The organism is Ignavibacteria bacterium (assembly GCA_016873845.1).
Classification (GTDB): Bacteria; Bacteroidota; Ignavibacteria; order Ch128b; family Ch128b; genus JAHJVF01.
Genome location: VGVX01000002.1, coordinates 76,746 through 97,816 on the forward strand (window position 1 = coordinate 76,746; position 21,071 = coordinate 97,816).

Consider the following 21,071-nt stretch of genomic DNA (forward strand, 5'->3'; position numbering starts at 1 on the left):
TAAAATAATTTTTAAAATAATTGTTGCCATTTATATATCGAGAGTTTATATTGCTACCGTTACCCCAATTAATAAGAGAGGGGGAGGAAGTACCCACCTTTATTTGCCCCATAATAGCCCTAACCCACTTCAATTTTCCTCCTCCTCACTAAAAAGAGGAGTTTTTTTTGTGCGAGCGGTTTTTCTATTTCGAAAAAAAATATTAAGTTTGTACCGCAAATTTTGAAAGTACTGGGCAGATAGCTCAGATGGTAGAGCAATGGACTGAAAATCCATGTGTCGGCGGTTCGATTCCGTCTCTGCCCACCAGTCGCCCGATTTTATCGGGCTTTTTTGTAATAAAATCAGACGGCTATGAAAAATATTCTTATCACAGGCGCAACAAGCGGAATTGGTTTTGCAGCGCTGAAAAAGTTTGACTCTAATAATTCTTTTGTGCTCGCAGTTGGACGAAATCAAGAGAAGCTTAATGAAATTAAAAATCAATTCAATGATCGTGTGGAGATTTTAAATTTTGATCTAGCCGATTCTTCAGCGCGGAAAAAGTTATTCGTTGAGCTTAATAGAAAAAAAATTGAGCTGGACGTAGTTGTAAACGCTGCGGGCATCTTAAGAAGTGGTTCAATTGAGGATACTTCTCTAGATTCATGGAATGAAATGATGGAAATCAACTTAAACTCAGTTTTTCATATTATGAATTTATCCATTCCATTTCTTGAAAAGCGAAAGGGAAATATTGTTAACGTATCGAGTGTAACTGGTTTAAGAAGTTTTCCAAATGTTTTGGCATATTGTGTGAGCAAAGCAGCTTTGGATCAATTAACAAGGTGTGCGGCTCTCGAGCTTGCTCCTAAAGGAATTCGCGTCAACGCTGTTAATCCGGGCGTAGTTGTCACAAATATTCACAAAGCATCTGGGATGGACGAAAGTGCTTATCAAGCATTTTTAGAAAGAAGCAAAGCAACTCATCCAATCGGACGTGTTGGTATTTCAGATGAGATTGCAGATTTGATTTTTTACTTATCTTCATCGGAAGCTTCCTGGATCACTGGGAACACAGTTTCAATTGATGGTGGTAGAAATTTAACTTGTGCACGATGAAGATGAAAGTTATCACCGAGACAAATTTTGAAAATCTTAAAGTAGTCCATCGTGGGAAGGTGAGAGATATATATGATCTTGGAGAAACTTTATTGTTTGTAGCAACTGACCGTATTTCTGCATTCGATGTCGTCTTTAATGAGGGAATTCCTTATAAAGGATATGTTCTCACGCAATTGTCACTTTTCTGGTTTGATGTACTTTCTGACATTTGTAAAAATCACCTTATTACATCAAATGTTGCTGAGTATCCAAAAATCTGTCACCAATATGAAAGTGAATTAGAAGGGAGATCACTTCTCGTTAAGAAGGTAAATATTGTCCCTATCGAATGTATTGTACGAGGTTATTTGTCTGGTTCGGGTTGGAACGAGTATTGCGAGAATCAATCAATTTGCGAAATTGAATTACCACATGGCTTAATTGAATCGCAAGAACTTCCGAATCCGATTTTTACCCCTTCAACTAAAGCGGAGATCGGTAAACACGATTTAAATATTCCGTTCTTAAAAGTAGTAGAAATTCTTGGAGTTAATGTTGCTGAAGAGTTGCGAGAAAAGACAATCAAAATTTACAACCATGCCGCTGCCATTGCTTCACAAAAGGGAATCATTATTGCTGATACTAAACTTGAATTCGGTATTCTCGATGGGAAAATAATTTTAGCGGACGAAGTGCTGACTCCAGATTCTTCACGATTTTGGCTAAAGGATAAATATATCGCTGGTAAAAGTCAGGACAGTCTGGATAAACAATTCCTAAGGGATTATTTATTAAGTATAAATTTCAATAAACAGCCACCGGCACCAGCGCTGCCCAAAGAGATAATCCAGACTACAAGTCAAAAGTATATAGAGATTTTAAATCTTCTAACTGCATAATTTTGTAAATTCCATAAATTACTTTCTCATTTTAGTTTCAAGTTATTGCATAAAATAATAATTTGATTTAGATTGATTTCAACCTATGACAATTCCAAATCAGCTTACAATTTTGCGAATAATTTTGGCACCGATTTTTGCATGGTTTTTTCTTTCGTCGAATTTATTGTTCCATCAGATCTCGCTATTAGTCTTTATTATTGCAGCGCTGACGGACTGGTACGATGGCTGGCTCGCAAGAAAATTCAATTACATGTCGAATCTTGGAAAATTTTTAGATCCTCTTGCTGATAAAATATTAACTTCTGTAGGATTCATTGTGTTCATTTTTGTCGGTGTTTTAGAGTTGTGGATGGTGGTTGTAATCGTTGTACGAGATTTAATGATTACAATTTTAAGAATATTTGCTCAATATAAAAATCAATCGTTCAGCACTTCGTTTTTGGCTAAAGTAAAAACTTTTACTCAAATGGTTTTTCTATATTACATTTTAGTACTTTATATAGGAAAAAGTGTAAACTTTCTTAAATTCATTCCAAGATGGGTTTTTGAAATTCTTCTTAATCAGCAGCTTATTTATTATACGATGCTGGCAGTTACACTTTTAACATTTTATACTGGTATTAGTTACTTGTACAGTAATCGATATAACATTGAAAAAATTTTAAGAAATTAGATTATGAAATCACCCAAATACTTATCCGAAAAAATCGCCCTCTCATTATCAACCTTTTTCTCGGTTGGATATTTTCCATTTGCGTCTGGCACAGTTGCTTCATTCTTTGCATTAATTATTTACTGGATTATTCCGGGTTTTGAAAAAATTGGAATATTAACCGTTTTAATAGTCATATTCTCTATTCTTGGTATATGGTCCGGCACGATAGGCGAGAAAAAATTCGGATACGATCCCCCACAAGTGGTTATCGATGAAGTAGTTGGAATGTGGATTTCACTGCTGTTCATTCCCAAAACTATAATACTCTCTGCTTTGAGTTTTTTCCTATTTAGAATGTTTGATATAGTTAAACCGTATCCTGCAAACGTTAGCCAAAGTTTGAAAGGTGGTTATGGTATCATGATGGATGATATCATTGCCGGGATTTATACCATTTTAACAATTCAACTGATAATATATTTTTTTCCTGATATAATAATTTTATGAATCGTATTGGAATCATTTCTATTGGTGATGAAATTTTAATTGGTCAAACTCTGAATACTAATGCTGCTTACATTGGTGAGAAATTGACATCTCTTGGATTTGAAGTTGTAACAAGCTCAGTTGTTGGAGATAAAAAATCAGCAATATTCAACACACTCGATACTGTTCATGCCGATTCAGATTTTATTTTCATCACTGGTGGCTTAGGTCCTACTCACGATGATATTACTCGTGATTCAATAACAGAGTATTTTAATACTGAATTAATATTTAATGAATCTGTGCTAAGAAGAATTGAAGAGCGTTTTCAAAAACGTGAGAGAGAAATGCCAACAGTGAACCGGCAGCAAGCCTATGTTCCGAGGATTGCTAATGTGATTGAAAATCTTGTAGGAACTGCTCCTGGCTTTGATATTTCCCACGAAGGTAAAGTCTATTTTGTAATGCCTGGTGTCCCTTCCGAAATGAAAAGTATGATGGAAAATTATATCCTTCCAATAATGCGAAAGCTTGCCAACGAGAAAAAGTTATTTTATCGGCAAAAATTGATTCACACTACAGGCATTCCAGAATCTAGTTTATTTGAATTGCTCGGAGATATAAAAAGTTGGTTAGGAAATTGTAAACTTGCGTTTCTCCCAAGTCAATACGGTGTTAAGATGAGAATCTCTTGTTCAGGAACATCAGCATCTGAAATTGAATCAGAAATCAAAAAAGCGGAAAAGAAAATTACTGATTTGGCTGGTGGATTCATTTATTCTTGTGATGACCTCTTGATAGAGGAAGTAATTGGAAAAATTCTTGCAGAGAGAAATTTAACAATTGCAGTTGCTGAATCCTGCACTGGAGGAATTATTGCTGACCGTCTCACAAACATTTCAGGAAGCAGTAAGTATTTTATGCAAGGAGTGATTTCGTATTCTAATGACGCAAAGATCCAAACTTTAGGCGTTAGTGTTGACAGCATTATTAAATACGGATCTGTTAGTGAACAAGTCTCAATTGAGATGGCTCGTGGTGTGAAAAATATCTCTTCGACAAATATTGGACTCTCTGTAACCGGAATCATGGGACCTTCAGGTGGAACGAAGACAAAACCGGTAGGTTTGGTTTATATTGGATATGTTGATGACGAAAAGGTAAAGGTTGTCAGACACAGATTTGCTGAGAACAGAATCAGAAATAAAGAAAGAACCTCTCAAGCGGCTCTCGAACTTGTAAGAAGAATGCTACTTGGAATTGAAGATGAAGCATAGAATGTTTTTTGCTGTAAATTTATCTGAAAGATGCAGGTCTCGAATCTTCTCTCTCATGAATGAATTTAAAAACTATTCTGAACCAATAAAGTGGGAATCGTTTGAGAAACTTCACATCACAACATTATTTCTTGGGGATATTGATACGTCTGTAATTCCAATTTTAGTTCAAAGTGTAAAAATGAAACTTGAAGTTATTGGTAATACAGAAATTTATTTTCAAAGTTTGGGTGCTTTCCCGAATTTTAAAAATCCGAAAGTAATTTGGATCGGCATTAAAGAAAATCTAGCAATCGAGAGAATTGGTCTAGAGTTGGCAAGCTGCGCCAGTCAAATTGGCATCGAAGTTGAGGAGCGAAATTTTCATCCCCATGTTACAATCGGACGGGTAAAAGGTAGGATATCACCAGCATTTATTGATAAATTAAGAGATTATAGTTTCGAATCTTTCATCGAAAGGATTAATTCTGTAGAATTAATGAAAAGTGAATTGGATAGATTCGGCTCAAAATATTATATTCATAAAAAATTTAATCTTAGGGAGAATTAAATGGCAGACGAGAGAGATGAAAAATTAAGATCGCTTAAAGATACAATTGCATTAATCGAAAAAAATTATGGCAAAGGTGCAATAATGCGGCTAGGTGATTTCGCATTACCAGCTATTGATGTTATTTCAACTGGCTCAATTTCACTTGACTTTGCATTGGGAGTTGGTGGTGTCCCACGCGGAAGAATAGTAGAAATATACGGACCGGAATCTTCAGGCAAAACTACTACCTGTTTACATGTAATTGCAGAAGCGCAAAAAAATAATGGTTTAGCTGCGATTATTGATGCTGAGCATGCCTTCGATATTAACTATGCCAAAAAATTAGGTGTAGATACAAATAATTTAATTTTATCGCAGCCGGATTTCGGTGAACAGGCTTTGGAGATAGTAGATTCACTTATTCGAAGCAATGCAATGGATGTAATTGTAATCGATTCTGTTGCAGCACTTGTGCCGCGTTCTGAAATTGAAGGGGATATGGGAGATGCTCACATGGCGATGCAAGCAAGATTGATGTCGCAAGCATTACGAAAAATTACTGGAGCAATTTCAAAATCAAATACATGCGTGATTTTTACGAATCAATTGAGAAGCAAAATTGGAATTGTTTTCGGTAATCCAGAAACAACTACCGGAGGAAACGCTTTAAAGTTCTATGCTTCAGTTAGAATGGATATTAGAAGAATAGGTGTGATTAAAGAAGGAACTGATGTAATCGGCAATAGAGTTAAAGTTAAAGTTGTGAAGAGTAAAGTTGCTCCCCCATTCAAGGAAGTTGAGTTCGATATACTTTTCAATGAGGGAATCTCAAAAGCAGGAGAATTGATTGATCTTGCAACAGAGCATGAAATTGTGCAAAAAAGTGGTTCTTGGTTTACATTCGAAGGAGATAGATTTCAAGGTCGCGAACAATTTAAATCAAAATTGTTGGAGGATCCAAAACTTCTGGATTTATTAGATAGAAAAGTTCGTGAGGACCTTGGTCTCTTGAAAAAGGAAGAAGTTAAAGAAGAAGAACCAAGTAAAAAGTCCAAGTCTGAAAAGAATAAATGATTGAAGTTATTAAGATTGAGCGAAAAGGAAATCGTATAAAGATTTTCTTTTCCCAATCTGATCCTATACTTCTTTCAATTGATACCTACAATAAATTTCAATTATCGCTCAATCAAAAACTTTCTGAAAATTATCTTGAAGACATAATTGCATATGAAGAGTTAAATCAGGCTAAGCAATCCGCACTTAGATTTTTAGCGATTCGTAATCATTCGATCTTTGAACTCAGGAGAAAACTTAGCCAAAAGAAATTCGCTCCCGAGACTGTCAATAAAACATTGGAGAGTCTAATACACTCTCAATTAATTGATGATGAAAAATTTGCCAAAGAGTTTGCAGATGAATTGACTAAAAGAAAATATTTTGGGCCTAGCAGGATCAAAACCGAACTTCGAAAACGGGGAATAAGTGATTCTCAAGTAAAATCTCTTTTGACAGACATTTCTGATGAAACTGAAATGAAAAATTTAGAAACTACAGCAGAAAAATATTTAAAACGATTTTCAACAAAACTCACTCCTTCAGATAAGCAGAAAGTAATAAACTATCTTTTTCAAAAAGGCTTCAGCTGGGAAAAAATTAAAATTTTTATTGATAAAATAGATTAATCCTAAAAAACTTAATCCAATTTATTTGTAACATTTTCAATTTGATTCCGAATAAGTGTGCAACAAATAAAAAGGAGTCAGGAAAATGAAAACAATTATTTCCCTTATTGCTGTTTTAGGAATTTTTTCGGTGAATTCTGTTTCTGCTGCGGATCTATCAAAACTCGTTGAGACTAATCTTAAGAATTCTTTGCAAACTGAAAACTCAATGATAAAGTCCGATGCAATTAATCTTGCTGGTGATTTGAAAATGGATGAAGTTGTCATTCAACTTATGAAAATCCTTAAATCAGACAAAAACAAGGAATTGAGAATCTTAGCTGCCATCGCTCTCCACAAAATTCAGGATGACAGGGGTTTATTTGCGATCAAACAGGCAATTCATTTCGATGATGAACGCTGCGTTAGAAGAGCTTGTGCATATTTATCAGTAACAGATGTAACATAACTCATTACGTTCTCTCCTTCATGAGACCGGATACGAGCAGCCGGTCTCAATTATTATCTACTGAACATCTCTCCTATTTTTCAAATTATTCATATATTAAATAGACAAAATATTTGGCCAATTATTTAGTGCCAAAATTCAGCGTTTATTTTGTTGAAAGCCACATAATTATTAGCGAAGATAGATTGACATGAGCAGAATAAAAAAGTTTGGGACCTTCGGCGGAGTTTTCACACCTTCTATATTGACTATTCTGGGCGTAATAATGTATCTGCGATTGCCGTGGATAGTTGGGCAGGCAGGCTTATTCCTAACCCTCGTAATTATAGTGATTGCCCATATTATTTCTGTAACCACTGGTTTGAGCGTCTCTTCTAGCAACTGATAAAAAAATTAAAGCCGGTGGAACGTATTACATTATAAGTCGCAGTTTGAGACTTTCAATTGGCGGAACCTTAGGTCTAGCGTTGTTTGTCGGATTATCTTTTAGTGTCAGTTTGTATTTGATCGGTTTTGCAGAAAGCTTTCTTGCATTTTGGGGATATGAAATAAATAAAGACTCAATTCGGCTTGCGGGCAGCATTGCACTTGTTGCAGTAACAATTATTACATTCATCAGCACTTCACTTGCTATCAGAACGCAGTATTTTATTATGGCTGCTATCGGTTTATCATTTGATTTCGATTTTTTTTGGTAGTCATCAGCTTACGCCTCAATCACCACATTTTACTCCACTCGATAGTGAAGTTCCGTTTTTGGTCCTTTTCGGAATTTTTTTCCCGGCGGTAACAGGATTCGAAGCTGGCGTATCAATGTCGGGAGATCTGCAGGATCCAAAAAAATCAATTCCGCGAGGAACATTAACTGCAATTTTTGTTGGTTTAGCAGTTTATCTTTTTCTTCCATTCTTTTTCTCTTATACGGTAGATGCAGATTAATTAGCAAATAATCCAAAAGTCCTTTTTGAAATTTCTTTATTTCCGCCATTAGTCATTGCAGGTATTTGGGGAGCGACTTTATCTTCGGCGTTTGGAAGTATTTTGGGAGCGCCAAGAATTCTCCAAGCAGCTTCGGCTGATAAAATTACACCGAAATTTTTTTCTAAAGGGCATGGAAAAGAAAATGAACCAAGAAATGCTTTACTCTTATCATTTGTGATTGCCGAAGCAGGAATTCTGATTGGTGAACTTGATATTATTGCAAGAATTGTCTCAATGTTCTTTATAACAACTTATGGATTTTTAAATTTAAGCTGCTTCTTCGAGAGTTGGGCGAGTCCCGACTTCAGACCGGATTTTAAAGTTCCAAAAGCGGCAAGTATAATTGGTTCGGTTACTGCATTCTTTATAATGATACAGCTTGATTTTGTCGCATTCATTGGAGCGACAATAATTTTTGGATTGGTTTTTTTCTTAATAAAGAGAAGAGAATTGAAACTTGATACTGGTGACGCTTGGAATGGCGTATGGAACATGTTGGTTAAAACTGGATTGAATCGACTTAAGAAAGATAGTGAAAATCAGAGGAATTGGCTTCCGAATCTAATTCTTTTCAGCGGCAGGCAGCATGTTCGCCCGCATTTGATCGAACTTGCTAATTGGATTGCAGCGAAAAGAGGTATTATATCTAATTTTAATCTAGTTGAAAATAAAGATATTAAATCAATCAGCGCGAAATCCATTAATGAAATTTCCGATTCCGATGATTCGAAAGATTATTTCTTTAGGGAAATTGAATGCAATGATATGTATGAGTGCATGGAAATTATCCCAAAACTTTATGGCTTCACTGGAATTGAGCCAAACACGATTCTTCTTGGCTAGGGTAAAAAGACAAGGAGCCCTGAAAAATTTGTTCACTTGTTAAACGGGTACAACAATTCGGATTTTAATATTTTAATTCTGTCGCATAACTCCGAAAAAAATTATGGGAAGAAAACAAGGATTGATGTCTGGTGGAGAGGAACCGGAAATAACATTACTCTTATGATACATCTTATTAGATTTATTTCCTCATCAGAGGATTGGGCAAAGGCAAAAGTAAGATTTATTTTGTTAAGCAGTTTACTCCGGACCAACCTGTTTTTAGATCACTTCCTTTGTATTATAAACAGATGTTTATAGGTAAACCTGCTATCTCAGAGAATCTCTGGGTAGGACGCGAACTGGAGTTACACAAGATTCGAGAAATCGCCGATCGATTCAAAAATGGCAGTTCCGGAAATTTACTTATACTGGGTGAACCTAATTCCGGAAAAACTGCATTGTCACTCTATGGTGCTCAGAAAAATTTCTCTCAATCAAAAATATTTAACCTCGAAGCAATTCCGCAGGGCTCAACTTCAGTAAATCAATTAAAAATACAATTTGAGACGCAACAAAGTTAAATGGCGAACCAAACATTATTCTTGAAAATCTTCCTGTCTATTCAGTTGTGATTATTAACGATTTGGAGCTTTGGTGGGAGCGTACTGATAATGGAATTGATGTTCTCAATGTGATTTTTAATTTGATGGAAAGCTTTTCAAGAAAAATACTTTTCATTGTTAATTGCAACGTTCACGCTTATAATTTCATAAATATGATACAACCAATCGAAAACAATTTTGTCGGGGTTATAAAGTGTGAACCATTCAGTGCAGAAGAACTGAAAAGCATTATTATGCCTCGTCATGAATCTACGAGACTAATTGTTAAAATAAATTCAAAAGGAGAACAAAGTTTTAATAAATGGCGTGAAGTAAAAATGTTCAATAAAATATTTGAATACTCTGATGGTGTCATTGGTCCAGCACTTTACAGTTGGATTTCGAATATTTTGAAATATGGGGAAGGAGCGATTCATATTAGTTATCTAGAAATCCCACATCAAAGAATTCTCGATAACTTATCAAGTATTCAAAAAATAATTCTGCTTCAGTTTATACTTCATAATAAATTATCGATTAATTCGATTCCAACAATAACAAGGTTGGACTCTGAGCTTATTGATGAAGAGTTAATCCCCTTAGTAAACTATTCTTTAATAGATAAGCATGGTGAAATTCTTGAGATAAGTCCGTTTCTTCTCCCTTTCATTGTAAGAGAATTTAAGCGAAAAGGATTGTTATGAATCTAAAATTGTACTTGGCGCTCTTTAGTTTGAATACTTTATTTGCTGCGCTTGCGGTGCCAGTAGTGTTAGTGATCATAAGATTTATGGTTAGATATTATAAGTTGATTTTCAATCAATACAGATTTTTTATCAGATCAATCCCACTTCTTCAATTAGGTGTATTAATATTTATTACTATAAATGTTCTAATTCTGATCTTTCCCCAATCGCCGACAATAATTTCATTTATTATGTTCGGTGTTATACTATTCGCTGTGTTATCAGGCTGGCAGTTTATCCGTGATTTTGTTTCCGGAATGTTTTTACGGATTGATAATGATTTTGAGATTGGTTCGATGATTAAGATAGGCGAGGTTGTGGGCATTATTAAAAAGCGCGGTTATAGATCGATTGAGCTGGAAAAAGACGGGGCAGAATCAATTCAAATACCATATAGTTCACTTGCAAAGAATTTCATCTCAAGTCTTAAACTCGATCAAGAATTCTATAGGTACAGATTCAGCGTAAGAACGAAAAAAGAATCTGCAAAAAATCAACTGATTTCTATGATTAAGAAAGTTATTCTAAACTCTGTCTGGACAGCAGTAAACCGTGAACCAAAAATAATTTTCAAATCAGAAGATGATCAAGCATACGAAGTTGAGATTTCTGGCTATGTATTGCATCAAATTGGCGCGAGTGAGATCGAGAGTCTTATAAAAGAAAAATTTCAAGTTTAGTTACCAAAAATTGTACTGAATTTTATGGAATGAGCAATTAAGTTTCCTAAGTCTTATTGAAAATGTATATGAACATTTTTTTGCAAAGCGAGAGGTAAATTTTTATATTTGCAGTGCTTTTTTTGACATTGCCGGGGTGGCGGAATTGGTAGACGCACAGGACTTAAAATCCTGTGGGTGTTTTCACCCGTGCCGGTTCGAGTCCGGCCCTCGGTACTAAATGAAATTCAAATTGCAAATTTCAAAATGCAAAGTTGAGTTAAAATTGAAAATTGGATTTTGGGCTCTTGGCGCAGTTGGTTAGCGCGCTTCCTTGACATGGAAGAGGTCACAAGTTCGAATCTTGTAGAGCCCACGAACAAAGATGATAAAATCGTTAAAATATGCTTCGATTTGTGCTTGTTTTACATCGTTTGATGTGATCACTTAAGGTAAATATTGAAATCCTACCTTTATTTTTCTATTTTAACAAAGTTTTAGAAGTTTTTCGAAGCTTATTTATGAAGTAATCGGTTTTACCGATTTTTTTATTGTTTAGTCATAATGAATGATCAAAAAATAAATATCACTTTTCCGGACGGCTCTGTGAAAGAGTTTCCCAAAGGAATAACTGGTCTTGATATTGCGGCTTCAATCAGTAAAAGATTGGCAGATGAAGCACTTGCGGTCAAGATAAATGGATCAGTCCATGAAATTGGTTTTCAGATTAATGAAAGTGGAAAACTACAATTACTCACTTTTAATGATGAAGAAGGAAAAGAGGTTTATTGGCATTCGTCTTCACACTTAATGGCTCATGCAATTGAAGAGTTATTCCCTGGTGCGAAGTTTGGCGTTGGACCAGCGATCGAAAACGGATTTTATTACGACATTGATGTTGATCAAAAACTGAGTCCCGAAGACATCGAACGGATTGAGAAAAAAATGTCTGAACTTATAAAAGACTCAAAACCTTTTGTAAGGAAAGAATGCTCACTTGATGAAGCGATGGATTTATTCGGGAAGAAAGGCGATCAATATAAACTTGAATTATTAAAAGACATTAATAGTCGGGATGAGCAAGTTAGTCTCTATTCCGAGGGAAGTTTCCTTGATCTTTGCAGAGGTCCTCACTTAACTGATACAAGCAAAATTAAGTATTTCAAACTTTTAAATGTCTCGGGCTCATACTGGAAAGGCGATTCGAAAAATACTCCTCTTCAACGAGTTTATGGAATTTCATTTCCCAAGAAAAAAGATTTAGATGATTATTTAAAACTACTTGAGGAAGCAAAGAAGAGAGATCATCGAAAGCTCGGCAGAGAACTTGAATTATTTTTATTTAATGAAATATCTCCTGGTGCTCCATTCTGGCTGCCGAAGGGAATGATCATTTTTCGAGAACTAGAAAAATATTTACGTGAAGTTTTAGACGAAGCTGGCTATCAAGAAATTTCGACTCCAATTTTAGTGAAGAAAGCTTTATGGGAACGATCAGGTCATTGGGATCACTTCAAAGAGAATATGTTCATCGTTGAAGTAGATGAAGAGACTTACAGTTTAAAACCGATGAATTGTCCCGAAAGCACAATTGTTTATAAATCTAAACTAAGAAGTTACCGCGATCTTCCGCTTCGATTGTCCGAAATTGGAAGGTTACATCGCAACGAAGTTTCTGGAGCTTTAGGTGGGATGCTGAGAGTTCGCCAAATTACAATGGACGATGCGCATCTTTTCGTTCGACCTGATCAAATTTTATACGAGATAGAGAAACTTTTAAAATTAGTGGATGAGTTTTACAAACTATTTGGATTCGAACCTTCATATTTTTTGTCAACCCGTCCTGAAAAGGCAATGGGTTCGTTGGGCCTATGGGATCAGGCAGAAGAATCTCTAAAGCAGGCACTTCAATTAAATGAAATTTCGTTCAAAATTAATGTAGGAGATGGTGCATTCTACGGACCGAAGATTGACATTCAAGTAAAAGATGCAATCAACCGTTCATGGCAGACTGCAACAATACAATTGGATTTCCAAATGCCTGAAAGATTTGACCTGGAATATATCGATGAGAATGATGACAGGAAACGACCGATCATGATTCACCGGGCGATTTTTGGAAGCTTCGAGAGATTCATTGGAATTATTACTGAACATTTTGCAGGGTATTTTCCTTTGTGGATTTCTCCGGTTCAAGTAGTAGTTATGCCGATTTCAGAGAATTTCTCCGAATATGCTACAATGATTTACGACAGATTATTTTCCAATGGTGTTCGTGTGGAGCTCGATTCACGGAATGAAAAAATCGGTTATAAAATTCGTGAATGGGAATTACAGAAAGTTCCTTACATGATCATTATCGGAGAGAAAGAAGTTTCGAGTCGAAGCATTTCTGTTCGAAAACATAAAATGGGAGACTTAGGTCAATTTCAAATAGAAGATTTTATAAACAAAATACTTGAAGAAATCACCCAAAAAACAATCACAACAAATTAAGAGGTAATTTATAAGTTCAAAAGAAAAAACCAGTGAAGCACGAGTTAACGAGCAGATTAGAATCCCTCAGATCAGAGTAATTGATAACGATGGTTCGCAAATTGGAATTATGTCACCAAGAGAGGCGATAAGAATTGCCGAACGAAAAGGATTAGATTTAGTTGAGATTGTACCAAATGCAAAACCTCCAGTTTGTAAAATAATTGATTATGGAAAGTACAGATACGAACAGCAAAAGAAAGAAAAAATCCAAAGGAAGAATCAACAAGTTACTACTTTAAAGGAAATCAGATTTCATCCGAATACCGACGACCATGATTTCGAATTTAAGGCACGGCACTGCCGTCAATTCTTATTAGATGGTGATAAAGTAAAAGCTACGGTGATTTTTAAAGGCAGAGAAATGGCCTACACTGAACAGGGTGAAGTTCTACTAAATAAACTGATAGAAAAATTAAGTGATGTTTCTAAAGTCGAAAATCCTCCTAAATTGGAGGGCAGAAATATGATCGCAATTTTAGTTGCAGATAAATCAAAAATCAAAAAAGTTATTAATCAATAGGTAAATGTCATGCCAAAAATGAAGAGTAATAGAGGTGCAGCAAAAACATTTAAGAAAACTGCATCTGGAAAATTTAAAAGAGCTAAGGCATACAAGAGTCATATTTTAACTTCAAAAACTACGAAGAGAAAAAGAAAACTCAGAAAAAGCACTTTAGTTTCTGAAGCAGATCAAAAAAGAGTAAAGCAAATGTTACAATAGTTAGAAGAGGATAAAAAATGCCACGATCAAAAAATAAAGTTGCTTCGCATAAACGACGGAAAAAAGTACTTGAACAGGCTAAAGGTTATTGGGGTAGAAGAAGCAAAGTATATACGATTGCAAAGAATTCAGTTGAAAAAGCACTTGTACATGCATATTCAGGCAGAAAACTTAAGAAGAGAGTTTATCGTCAGCTTTGGATCACTAGAATAAATGCTGCAGCAAGAATGCATGGAACTACTTATTCCAAGCTAATTGATGCCTTGAACAAGAAGCAAGTTTCAATCGATAGAAAACTTCTCTCGAATATCGCATACGATAATCCTGAAGCTTTCGCTGAAGTAGTTAAATTCGCATTAAACTAAATTTAATCTCCCTCTGACTTTAGGCCGAAGGGATTCTCATTTTAAATATGAATTATCTCGAACTGATTCAGAAAACAGCCGAAAACGCAAGAAATGATTTAGGTGAAATTTGTACTCCTCAATCTGCTGAGGATTTTAGAATAAAATATCTCGGCAGAAAAGGTAAGATATCAGACCTTTTTGAAAAGATTAGTGCTGTCCCAAAAGAAATCAAATCTCAGTTTGGGCGTGAATTAAATTCATTGAAAAAAGAACTTGAAGCAAGGTACGAAGATATAATTGAGAAATTTCCCAAATCAAAATCAACCGTTCTTGGAGAAGACTTAACCCTCCCTGGATTAAAACCAAATATCGGTTCAAAGCACATTGTCACTCAAACCTTGAATGAAATCAAAGAGATCTTCAAGAACTTCGGCTTCATTACAGCCGAGGGACCTGAAGTTGAATCTGATTATTATAATTTTTCAGCTCTAAACTTTCCCGAAGATCATCCTGCAAGAGATATGCAGGATACGTTTTTTGTGTCTAAAGATTTGCTGCTTCGGACTCACACTTCTCCAGTTCAAATTCGATACATGGAAAAACATCCTCCTCCGATTCGTATCATTGCACCCGGTCGAGTGTTTAGAAATGAAGCTGTAAGTGCTCGGAGTCATTGCATCTTTCATCAAGTTGAAGGATTGTATGTCGACAGAAAAGTAACTTTCGCTGAACTTAAAGGGACATTATTTAATTTCGCGAAATTGTTTTATGGGAGTGATGTTTCAATTAGATTTAGACCCAGCTTTTTCCCATTTACAGAGCCTAGTGCTGAGATGGATGTAAGTTGTGTATTATGCAGAGGCAAAGGCTGTCGAGTTTGCAAATACAGCGGCTGGCTCGAAATTCTTGGTTGCGGAATGGTTGATCCTAATGTTTTCAAATCTGTGGATTATGATCCTGAAGAATTCACTGGCTACGCTTTTGGAATCGGCATTGAACGCATAGCAATGTTAAAATACGGTATAGACGATATTAGAATTTTATTTGATAATGATATTCGGTTTTTAAAACAATTTACACGAATATGAAAATTTCACTTAACTGGCTGAAAAACTATATTGATATTTCAAACTTGACAGTTGAAGAAATTGAAAAATCTTTAACGATGTCTGGTTTGGAGGTGGAGAGTATTGAAAGAATTGGCGAGTCTCTACAGGGATTTATTGTTGGTGAAGTTACTTCAAGAGAGGCTCACCCAAATGCCGACAAACTTTCACTGTGTGAAGTTTCTAATGGAACTGAAGTCTTTCAAGTAGTATGCGGAGCTCCAAACGTCGCCGAAGGGCAGAAAATTGTTTTCGCACGAGTGGGCACCATCATGCCGGAAACTGGGGAAAAATTAAAAAAGGTAAAAATTAGAGGTGTTGAATCTCACGGAATGATTTGCAGCGAGAAGGAACTTCAACTTGGTGACGATCATACAGGCATTGTGGTTCTAAGTTCAGATGCAAGTGTTGGGAAATCATTAGTTGAGCATCTGAATCTATCCGATACAGTTTTAGAACTTGGAATTACCCCAAATCGTCCTGATGCATTAAGTCATATTGGAGTAGCACGAGAATTAAGTGCAATTTTAAAGAAAAAGTATTGTCTTCCAAAAATTGATTTTGACGAAGTCGATGAAAAAATAGAAGATTTATTGAAAGTTGAAATAGAAAATGAAATCGACTCTCCTCGCTACTGTGCGAAATATGTAAAAAATGTTAAGATTAAAGAATCGCCTCAGTGGCTGAAGAATTATTTGAACAATATTGGTATCCGACCAATTAATAATGTAGTGGATATCTCCAATTTTGTTATGATGGAATATGGTCAACCACTTCACACTTTCGATGCAAAACTAATTGAAGGAAGAAAAATAATTATTAAGAATGCATCCGAGGGCGAAAGATTCATTACTTTGGATGAGAAAGAAAGAATTCTTACAAACGATACTTTGATGATTTGCGATGAAAATCGAAAGATTGCGATTGCTGGTGTAATGGGAGGGGAAAATTCAGAGATAAGCGAGTCGACAAAAGATGTCATTATTGAGAGTGCATACTTCAATCCAAAAAGTATACGCAAGACATCCAAACGATTAGGACTTTCTACAGAGTCCTCTTACAGATTTGAAAGAGGAGTAGATTTTAACAACACGTTAAACGCTGCTCTTCGTGCTGCTCAGTTAATTTCCGAATTGGCTGACGGAGAAATTGTTTCAGGCGACATTGACGAGTATCCTAATAAATTGGAAAGCAAAGAAATTGAATTAAGGATCAAACGAGTTACGAATTATCTTGGCTTTGAAATTTCACGTGATAAAATTTGTGAAATTTTGGAGAGTCTTGGATTTGAAGTTAGGAAACAAAATGGTGGTGAGTTGATATGCACCGTACCATCATTTCGGCCTGATGTTGAAGGCGAAGCTGATTTGATTGAAGAAATTGCACGGATTTATGGATACGATAATATTCCTCTCGATTCGAGGATTAGCTTCAATATATCTACAGAAAGAATTTTTACTGAACAGGAATACTCACTAAGAGAGATTTTAACGGGTTTTGGTTTATCCGAAGTAATCAATAATACTCTATTGAATGAATCGGATGCTATTTTCAACAGTAAAGTTCCGATGAAAATTCTAAATCCAATAAGTCAAGAACTCTCTCATTTGAGGACAAGTTTAATTCCATGTTTAGTTAAAAATGTTTCCTCTAACAACAAATTTTCTGAATTTGATTTGTCATTTTACGAAATCGGGAATTGTGTTTCTTTATTAGGAGCATCTCTCGAATCATTCAATGATTTTGTAGAATCGAGAAACTTGGCAATTTGTCTTACCGGACTTGCCAAATCCGAGAACTGGAAAGAAAAAAGCGAAAAGGTAAATCTATTACATTTAAAAGGTTTAACTGAAGCTCTTTTTGAAAAAATATCTCTTGACAAAGTATCATTCACTTCTTATAATAATTTAGAAAATATATTCTATTCTATTGAGATTAAAGTGTTTATAGATGCGACTTACATAGGTTCTTTATACCAGCTGGATGAGGCATATCTTCAAAAATTCGATATTGAGAACCCAGTTATTGCTGCAGAATTTAATCTTGATTTAATAAAGTCCTTGCCAAAACGTACAGAAACATTTAAATCTGTATCAAATTTCCCAAAAGTCAATCGTGACATAAGCTTTTACGTTGCCGACAATATATCTTTTAGAGAAATAGAAGCAAAAATTTATTCTCTTTCTGACAAACTTTTAATCAATACATTCCCATTTGATCTTTATAGGGATGAAAAACTTGCAGGAAAGAAGAGCATTGCAATTAGACTTGAGTTCCAATCATACGAAAAGACTCTTACAACCGAAGAGATTGAAAAAAAATTAGATAAAATCGTAAAAGGACTTGAAAAAGAATTTAATATACAATTGAGGTCATCAATTAATGAGTCTTGAAGAAAAAAAAGTAATTTTTGAAGAATCACTTTTAAATCTTGAAAAGAATGTTCAGGATTTAGCCGTCAAACACAATGATCTCAAAAAAGAAAATAACGAACTTAAAGAAGAAATTTCAAACTTTCGTAATTTGAACGCCGAGCTTACAAAAGAGAAGTTAGCTCGTGAAACTGAATTGAATGACATTAAAGTTCAATTCGATAAAATAAAGAATACAATAATAATTTCTGAGAAGGAGAGACAAGCATTAAAGAATAGAATTTCTGACGTATTGAAGAGGATAGAAGTTCACATTTCTTAAAATGTTTATTTACAAAGATGTCAAATCAGAAGAAGCTCAAAATTAAAATATTCGATAAAGAATATTCTCTATTAGTTGAAAACGAAGAACGTGCTAAGGACCTAGGCGATTATGTTAATACACTGATGAATGACTTGAGGGAAGATATGAGTGATCAACCGACTCAAACAGTGGCTGTATTAGCATCGCTTAATATTGCAAACGACCTATTTGCAGAAAAAGACTCATATAATAAATCCATAGATAAGGCGAACGAAAGAATCAATAAACTAAATTTGCTTCTGGAAGACATCTCTTAATATTTTAACACTTCTAGCCGCTCTGAATTCTTCTTGGTAAATATTTGAGAACTAACACTTTTACCAAGGGAGTTAGACTCCGATAGCCAATTACAGGCCTCGACTCTCACTTTGTGAAAGTAGTTGTAAGTTTCCTTGTGAACTTATGGCTCAGTGGACGTAAAAGGTTTTTGGGCTGACACCCACTGTATTTTAGATAGGTTCTCAAATCCTATCTGGAGGAGATCTTGGGGCGGCTGATAATATAGAAAGCAAAATAGTTATGGACCTTTATATTTTAATCCCATTAATAGTCTTCCTGTGTGTTGCATTGTTTTTTCTTGGGTGGATGCTAAATTCCCAGGTAGGAAAGCGTAGTATCAGTTCTGCTGAGGAAAGAGCAAAAAAAATAATTGAAGGTGCTGAAAAAGAATCTGCAAACCTCAAGCGAGAAAAACTTCTTGAAGTTAAAGATGAATGGTACAAGAAAAAACAACAATTCGATCAAGAATCTTCACACAAAAAAAATCAGCTTCAAGGATATGAAAAACAAATTAAGTCGCGTGAGGAATCTCTAGAAAAGAAATTAGAAGTCTACAATAAAAAAGAAAAATCTTTATTGGAAAGCGAAAAGGAGCTGACTCGCCGATTAAACGAATCGGAGAAAAAGAATCTTCATCTAGATACAATTATTACTGAGCAAAATATTCGGCTCGAACGGACTGCAGGACTAACTCGCCATGAAGCAAAGAAAATGCTCATTGAGAATTTAGAGAGTGAGGCTAAAACAGAAGCTGCACAGACTATTAAAAACATTAGAGATCAAGCAAAAGCGGAATGTAAAAAAGAAGCTCAAAAGATTATCGTGCAAGCCATCCAGCGTTCAGCTGCTGATCATTCAGTTGAAACAACACTAAGTGTCGTCCAAATTCAAAACGAAGAGATGAAGGGAAGAATTATTGGAAAAGAGGGAAGAAACATCCGCGCATTTGAAGCTGCAACAGGTGTCGACGTAATAGTTGATGATACTCCAGAAGCCATTATTTTGAGTGCATTCGATCCATTCAGGAGAGAGGTCGCAAAAGTTTCGATTGAAAAACTCATGGCGGATGGGCGTATTCATCCAGCTCGAATCGAGGAAGTCGTTGAAAAAGTTAAAGAAGAACTTGAAGATAAAATTGTTGAAGATGGCGAGAATGCTCTTGTGGAATTGGGCTTACATGGGATGCATAAAGAACTTATAAAGTCAGTTGGCAAAATGAAATATCGTTCAAGCTATGGGCAAAATCTACTGCAGCATAGCATTGAAGTTGCATTGCTGGCAGGAATTATTGCTGCGGAATTGGGATTAGATTCAAGCCATGCAAAAAGAGGTGCACTGCTACATGATGTTGGAAAAACTATCGAAAAGGGAGTAGAAGGTCCGCACGCATTACTTGGCTGGGAGTTGACAAAAAAGTATAGCGAGCATCCAGTAGTTGTAAATGCAGTTGGATCTCATCATGATGATATAGAAATGGAACACCCGATTGCCGCAATTGTTCAAGCAGCCGATTCAATCAGTGGAGCCAGACCAGGTGCAAGAAGAGAACCGCTTGAAGGATATGTAAAACGGTTAGAAAAACTTGAAACAATTGCCAAATCATTTGAAGGTGTCGCAAAAACTTATGCGATCCAAGCAGGTCGTGAAGTCCGTGTTGTAGTCGAACACGAAAAAGTTGATGATTTGATAGCGGATAGATTATCCCAGGAAATTGCGGGCAAAATCCAGGAAGAGATGGAATATCCAGGACAGATAAAAGTAGTGGTTATTCGAGAAGTTCGGAAAGTTGCCTTTGCCAAATAAATCTTCTTCTAAAATTTCAACAATAAACTCGAATTTATTGATAGGTATCACAGGCGGTATCGGGAGTGGAAAATCTTTATTCTCAAAATATTTAAAGGATAATGGGGAGTTTGTGATCGATTCGGATGCACTGGCTAAGGAGCTAATGGTTAATAACAAGAATGTGAGAACCCACATCACACAAACTTTTGGAGCCAAAGCATATCTGCCGAATAATGAACTCAATAAAGATTTCATCGCTGAGGAAATTTATTCAAGTCCTATCAAATACAAAAAAATAAATTCAATTGTTCATCCTCCAACGATGATAGAAGTTCAAAAAATCGCCAAGAGAGAATTCAAAAAACATGAGATGGTCTTTGTTGAGTCGGCATTAATTTTCGAAGCGAATATTCGAGATAGGTTTGATTATATTGTATTAGTAAAATCTGAGATTTCGAATCGACTAAGAAGAATTATATCGAGAGATTCAATTTCACCAGAAGATTTTTTTCGAAGGGCGGAATTTCAAATCGATCCGGACGAAGCAGAAGAATTAGCAGATTTTGTGATCCAAAATGATTCTACCCTTGAAGAATTGGACATTAAATTCAGTTTTATATGGAATATTTTAACTTTACTTACCAAAAAGAAAAAAATTACTAAAAAATAAAAATTACGGAG

At 35.4% G+C, this 21,071-nt stretch carries 25 protein-coding genes and 3 tRNA genes; all 28 read left to right on the forward strand.

Annotated features, from left to right (window positions below):
- Window positions 1–233: 233 nt before the first annotated feature.
- The 28 genes from FJ213_01015 to FJ213_01150 all read left to right on the forward strand — a co-directional run bounded on the left by FJ213_01015 (window position 234) and on the right by FJ213_01150 (window position 21,060).
- Window positions 234–309, forward strand: a tRNA-Phe gene (locus FJ213_01015).
- A 45-nt stretch (window positions 310–354) separates the two neighbouring features.
- Entirely contained in the window at window positions 355–1,101 is a 747-nt protein-coding gene (locus FJ213_01020; protein ID MBM4174746.1) for an SDR family oxidoreductase, read from the forward strand.
- Complete coding sequence (locus FJ213_01025) at window positions 1,098–1,982, forward strand: phosphoribosylaminoimidazolesuccinocarboxamide synthase (protein ID MBM4174747.1); 885 nt, start codon at window positions 1,098–1,100, stop codon at window positions 1,980–1,982. Before FJ213_01020 ends, FJ213_01025 begins: the two co-directional genes overlap by 4 nt.
- An 85-nt stretch (window positions 1,983–2,067) precedes the next feature.
- The gene (pgsA, locus tag FJ213_01030) at window positions 2,068–2,658 is read left to right on the forward strand and encodes a CDP-diacylglycerol--glycerol-3-phosphate 3-phosphatidyltransferase (protein ID MBM4174748.1); all 591 of its coding nucleotides are present in this window, start codon (window positions 2,068–2,070) and stop codon (window positions 2,656–2,658) included.
- A 3-nt stretch (window positions 2,659–2,661) separates the two neighbouring features.
- Window positions 2,662–3,147, forward strand: coding sequence for a phosphatidylglycerophosphatase A (locus tag FJ213_01035; protein ID MBM4174749.1), 486 nt, complete (start codon window positions 2,662–2,664; stop codon window positions 3,145–3,147).
- Window positions 3,144–4,403: a competence/damage-inducible protein A gene (locus tag FJ213_01040; GenBank protein MBM4174750.1), complete on the forward strand. Its 1,260-nt coding sequence runs from the start codon at window positions 3,144–3,146 to the stop codon at window positions 4,401–4,403. Before FJ213_01035 ends, FJ213_01040 begins: the two co-directional genes overlap by 4 nt.
- The gene (gene thpR, locus FJ213_01045) at window positions 4,393–4,953 is read left to right on the forward strand and encodes an RNA 2',3'-cyclic phosphodiesterase (GenBank protein MBM4174751.1); all 561 of its coding nucleotides are present in this window, start codon (window positions 4,393–4,395) and stop codon (window positions 4,951–4,953) included. The genes FJ213_01040 and thpR overlap by 11 nt, the downstream gene beginning before the upstream one ends.
- Window positions 4,954–6,009, forward strand: a complete 1,056-nt coding sequence (recA, locus tag FJ213_01050) for a recombinase RecA (GenBank protein ID MBM4174752.1) — start codon at window positions 4,954–4,956, stop codon at window positions 6,007–6,009.
- Window positions 6,006–6,617: a regulatory protein RecX gene (locus tag FJ213_01055; GenBank protein ID MBM4174753.1), complete on the forward strand. Its 612-nt coding sequence runs from the start codon at window positions 6,006–6,008 to the stop codon at window positions 6,615–6,617. The genes recA and FJ213_01055 overlap by 4 nt, the downstream gene beginning before the upstream one ends.
- 85 nt (window positions 6,618–6,702) lie before the next feature.
- On the forward strand, window positions 6,703–7,065 hold the full coding sequence (locus FJ213_01060) for a hypothetical protein (GenBank protein ID MBM4174754.1): 363 nt from the start codon (window positions 6,703–6,705) through the stop codon (window positions 7,063–7,065).
- A 392-nt stretch (window positions 7,066–7,457) separates the two neighbouring features.
- Window positions 7,458–7,763, forward strand: coding sequence for a hypothetical protein (locus FJ213_01065; protein MBM4174755.1), 306 nt, complete (start codon window positions 7,458–7,460; stop codon window positions 7,761–7,763).
- On the forward strand, window positions 7,693–8,004 hold the full coding sequence (locus tag FJ213_01070) for a hypothetical protein (protein ID MBM4174756.1): 312 nt from the start codon (window positions 7,693–7,695) through the stop codon (window positions 8,002–8,004). Before FJ213_01065 ends, FJ213_01070 begins: the two co-directional genes overlap by 71 nt.
- 30 nt (window positions 8,005–8,034) lie before the next feature.
- Entirely contained in the window at window positions 8,035–8,889 is an 855-nt protein-coding gene (locus tag FJ213_01075) for an amino acid permease (GenBank protein ID MBM4174757.1), read from the forward strand.
- A 200-nt stretch (window positions 8,890–9,089) separates the two neighbouring features.
- Window positions 9,090–9,452: an ATP-binding protein gene (locus FJ213_01080; protein ID MBM4174758.1), complete on the forward strand. Its 363-nt coding sequence runs from the start codon at window positions 9,090–9,092 to the stop codon at window positions 9,450–9,452.
- A 47-nt stretch (window positions 9,453–9,499) separates the two neighbouring features.
- Window positions 9,500–10,177 carry a hypothetical protein gene (locus tag FJ213_01085; protein ID MBM4174759.1) on the forward strand — a complete coding sequence of 226 codons (678 nt, stop codon included), beginning with the start codon at window positions 9,500–9,502 and terminating at the stop codon, window positions 10,175–10,177.
- A complete protein-coding gene (locus FJ213_01090; GenBank protein MBM4174760.1) occupies window positions 10,174–10,899 on the forward strand; it encodes a mechanosensitive ion channel in 726 nt (241 codons plus the stop codon). The genes FJ213_01085 and FJ213_01090 overlap by 4 nt, the downstream gene beginning before the upstream one ends.
- Before the next feature lie 130 nt (window positions 10,900–11,029).
- Window positions 11,030–11,118 (forward strand) — tRNA-Leu (locus FJ213_01095).
- A 62-nt stretch (window positions 11,119–11,180) separates the two neighbouring features.
- Window positions 11,181–11,257, forward strand: a tRNA-Val gene (locus FJ213_01100).
- A gap of 185 nt (window positions 11,258–11,442) precedes the next feature.
- Entirely contained in the window at window positions 11,443–13,374 is a 1,932-nt protein-coding gene (gene thrS, locus FJ213_01105; GenBank protein ID MBM4174761.1) for a threonine--tRNA ligase, read from the forward strand.
- Between the two features lie 10 nt (window positions 13,375–13,384).
- Complete coding sequence (locus tag FJ213_01110; protein ID MBM4174762.1) at window positions 13,385–13,936, forward strand: translation initiation factor IF-3; 552 nt, start codon at window positions 13,385–13,387, stop codon at window positions 13,934–13,936.
- A 9-nt stretch (window positions 13,937–13,945) separates the two neighbouring features.
- Entirely contained in the window at window positions 13,946–14,137 is a 192-nt protein-coding gene (gene rpmI, locus FJ213_01115) for a 50S ribosomal protein L35 (protein MBM4174763.1), read from the forward strand.
- 17 nt (window positions 14,138–14,154) lie between these two features.
- Window positions 14,155–14,502: a 50S ribosomal protein L20 gene (gene rplT / locus FJ213_01120; protein ID MBM4174764.1), complete on the forward strand. Its 348-nt coding sequence runs from the start codon at window positions 14,155–14,157 to the stop codon at window positions 14,500–14,502.
- Window positions 14,503–14,549: 47 nt separating this feature from the next.
- Window positions 14,550–15,572, forward strand: coding sequence for a phenylalanine--tRNA ligase subunit alpha (gene pheS, locus FJ213_01125; GenBank protein ID MBM4174765.1), 1,023 nt, complete (start codon window positions 14,550–14,552; stop codon window positions 15,570–15,572).
- The gene (locus FJ213_01130; protein ID MBM4174766.1) at window positions 15,569–17,983 is read left to right on the forward strand and encodes a phenylalanine--tRNA ligase subunit beta; all 2,415 of its coding nucleotides are present in this window, start codon (window positions 15,569–15,571) and stop codon (window positions 17,981–17,983) included. The genes pheS and FJ213_01130 overlap by 4 nt, the downstream gene beginning before the upstream one ends.
- A complete protein-coding gene (locus FJ213_01135; GenBank protein MBM4174767.1) occupies window positions 17,973–18,284 on the forward strand; it encodes a hypothetical protein in 312 nt (103 codons plus the stop codon). The genes FJ213_01130 and FJ213_01135 overlap by 11 nt, the downstream gene beginning before the upstream one ends.
- Before the next feature lie 17 nt (window positions 18,285–18,301).
- Window positions 18,302–18,583: a cell division protein ZapA gene (locus FJ213_01140; protein MBM4174768.1), complete on the forward strand. Its 282-nt coding sequence runs from the start codon at window positions 18,302–18,304 to the stop codon at window positions 18,581–18,583.
- Between the two features lie 262 nt (window positions 18,584–18,845).
- Window positions 18,846–20,408 (forward strand): ribonuclease Y, encoded by a 1,563-nt coding sequence (rny, locus tag FJ213_01145; protein ID MBM4174769.1) that lies wholly within the window; start codon window positions 18,846–18,848, stop codon window positions 20,406–20,408.
- Window positions 20,392–21,060 (forward strand): dephospho-CoA kinase, encoded by a 669-nt coding sequence (locus FJ213_01150; GenBank protein ID MBM4174770.1) that lies wholly within the window; start codon window positions 20,392–20,394, stop codon window positions 21,058–21,060. Before rny ends, FJ213_01150 begins: the two co-directional genes overlap by 17 nt.
- Window positions 21,061–21,071 lie beyond the last annotated feature (11 nt).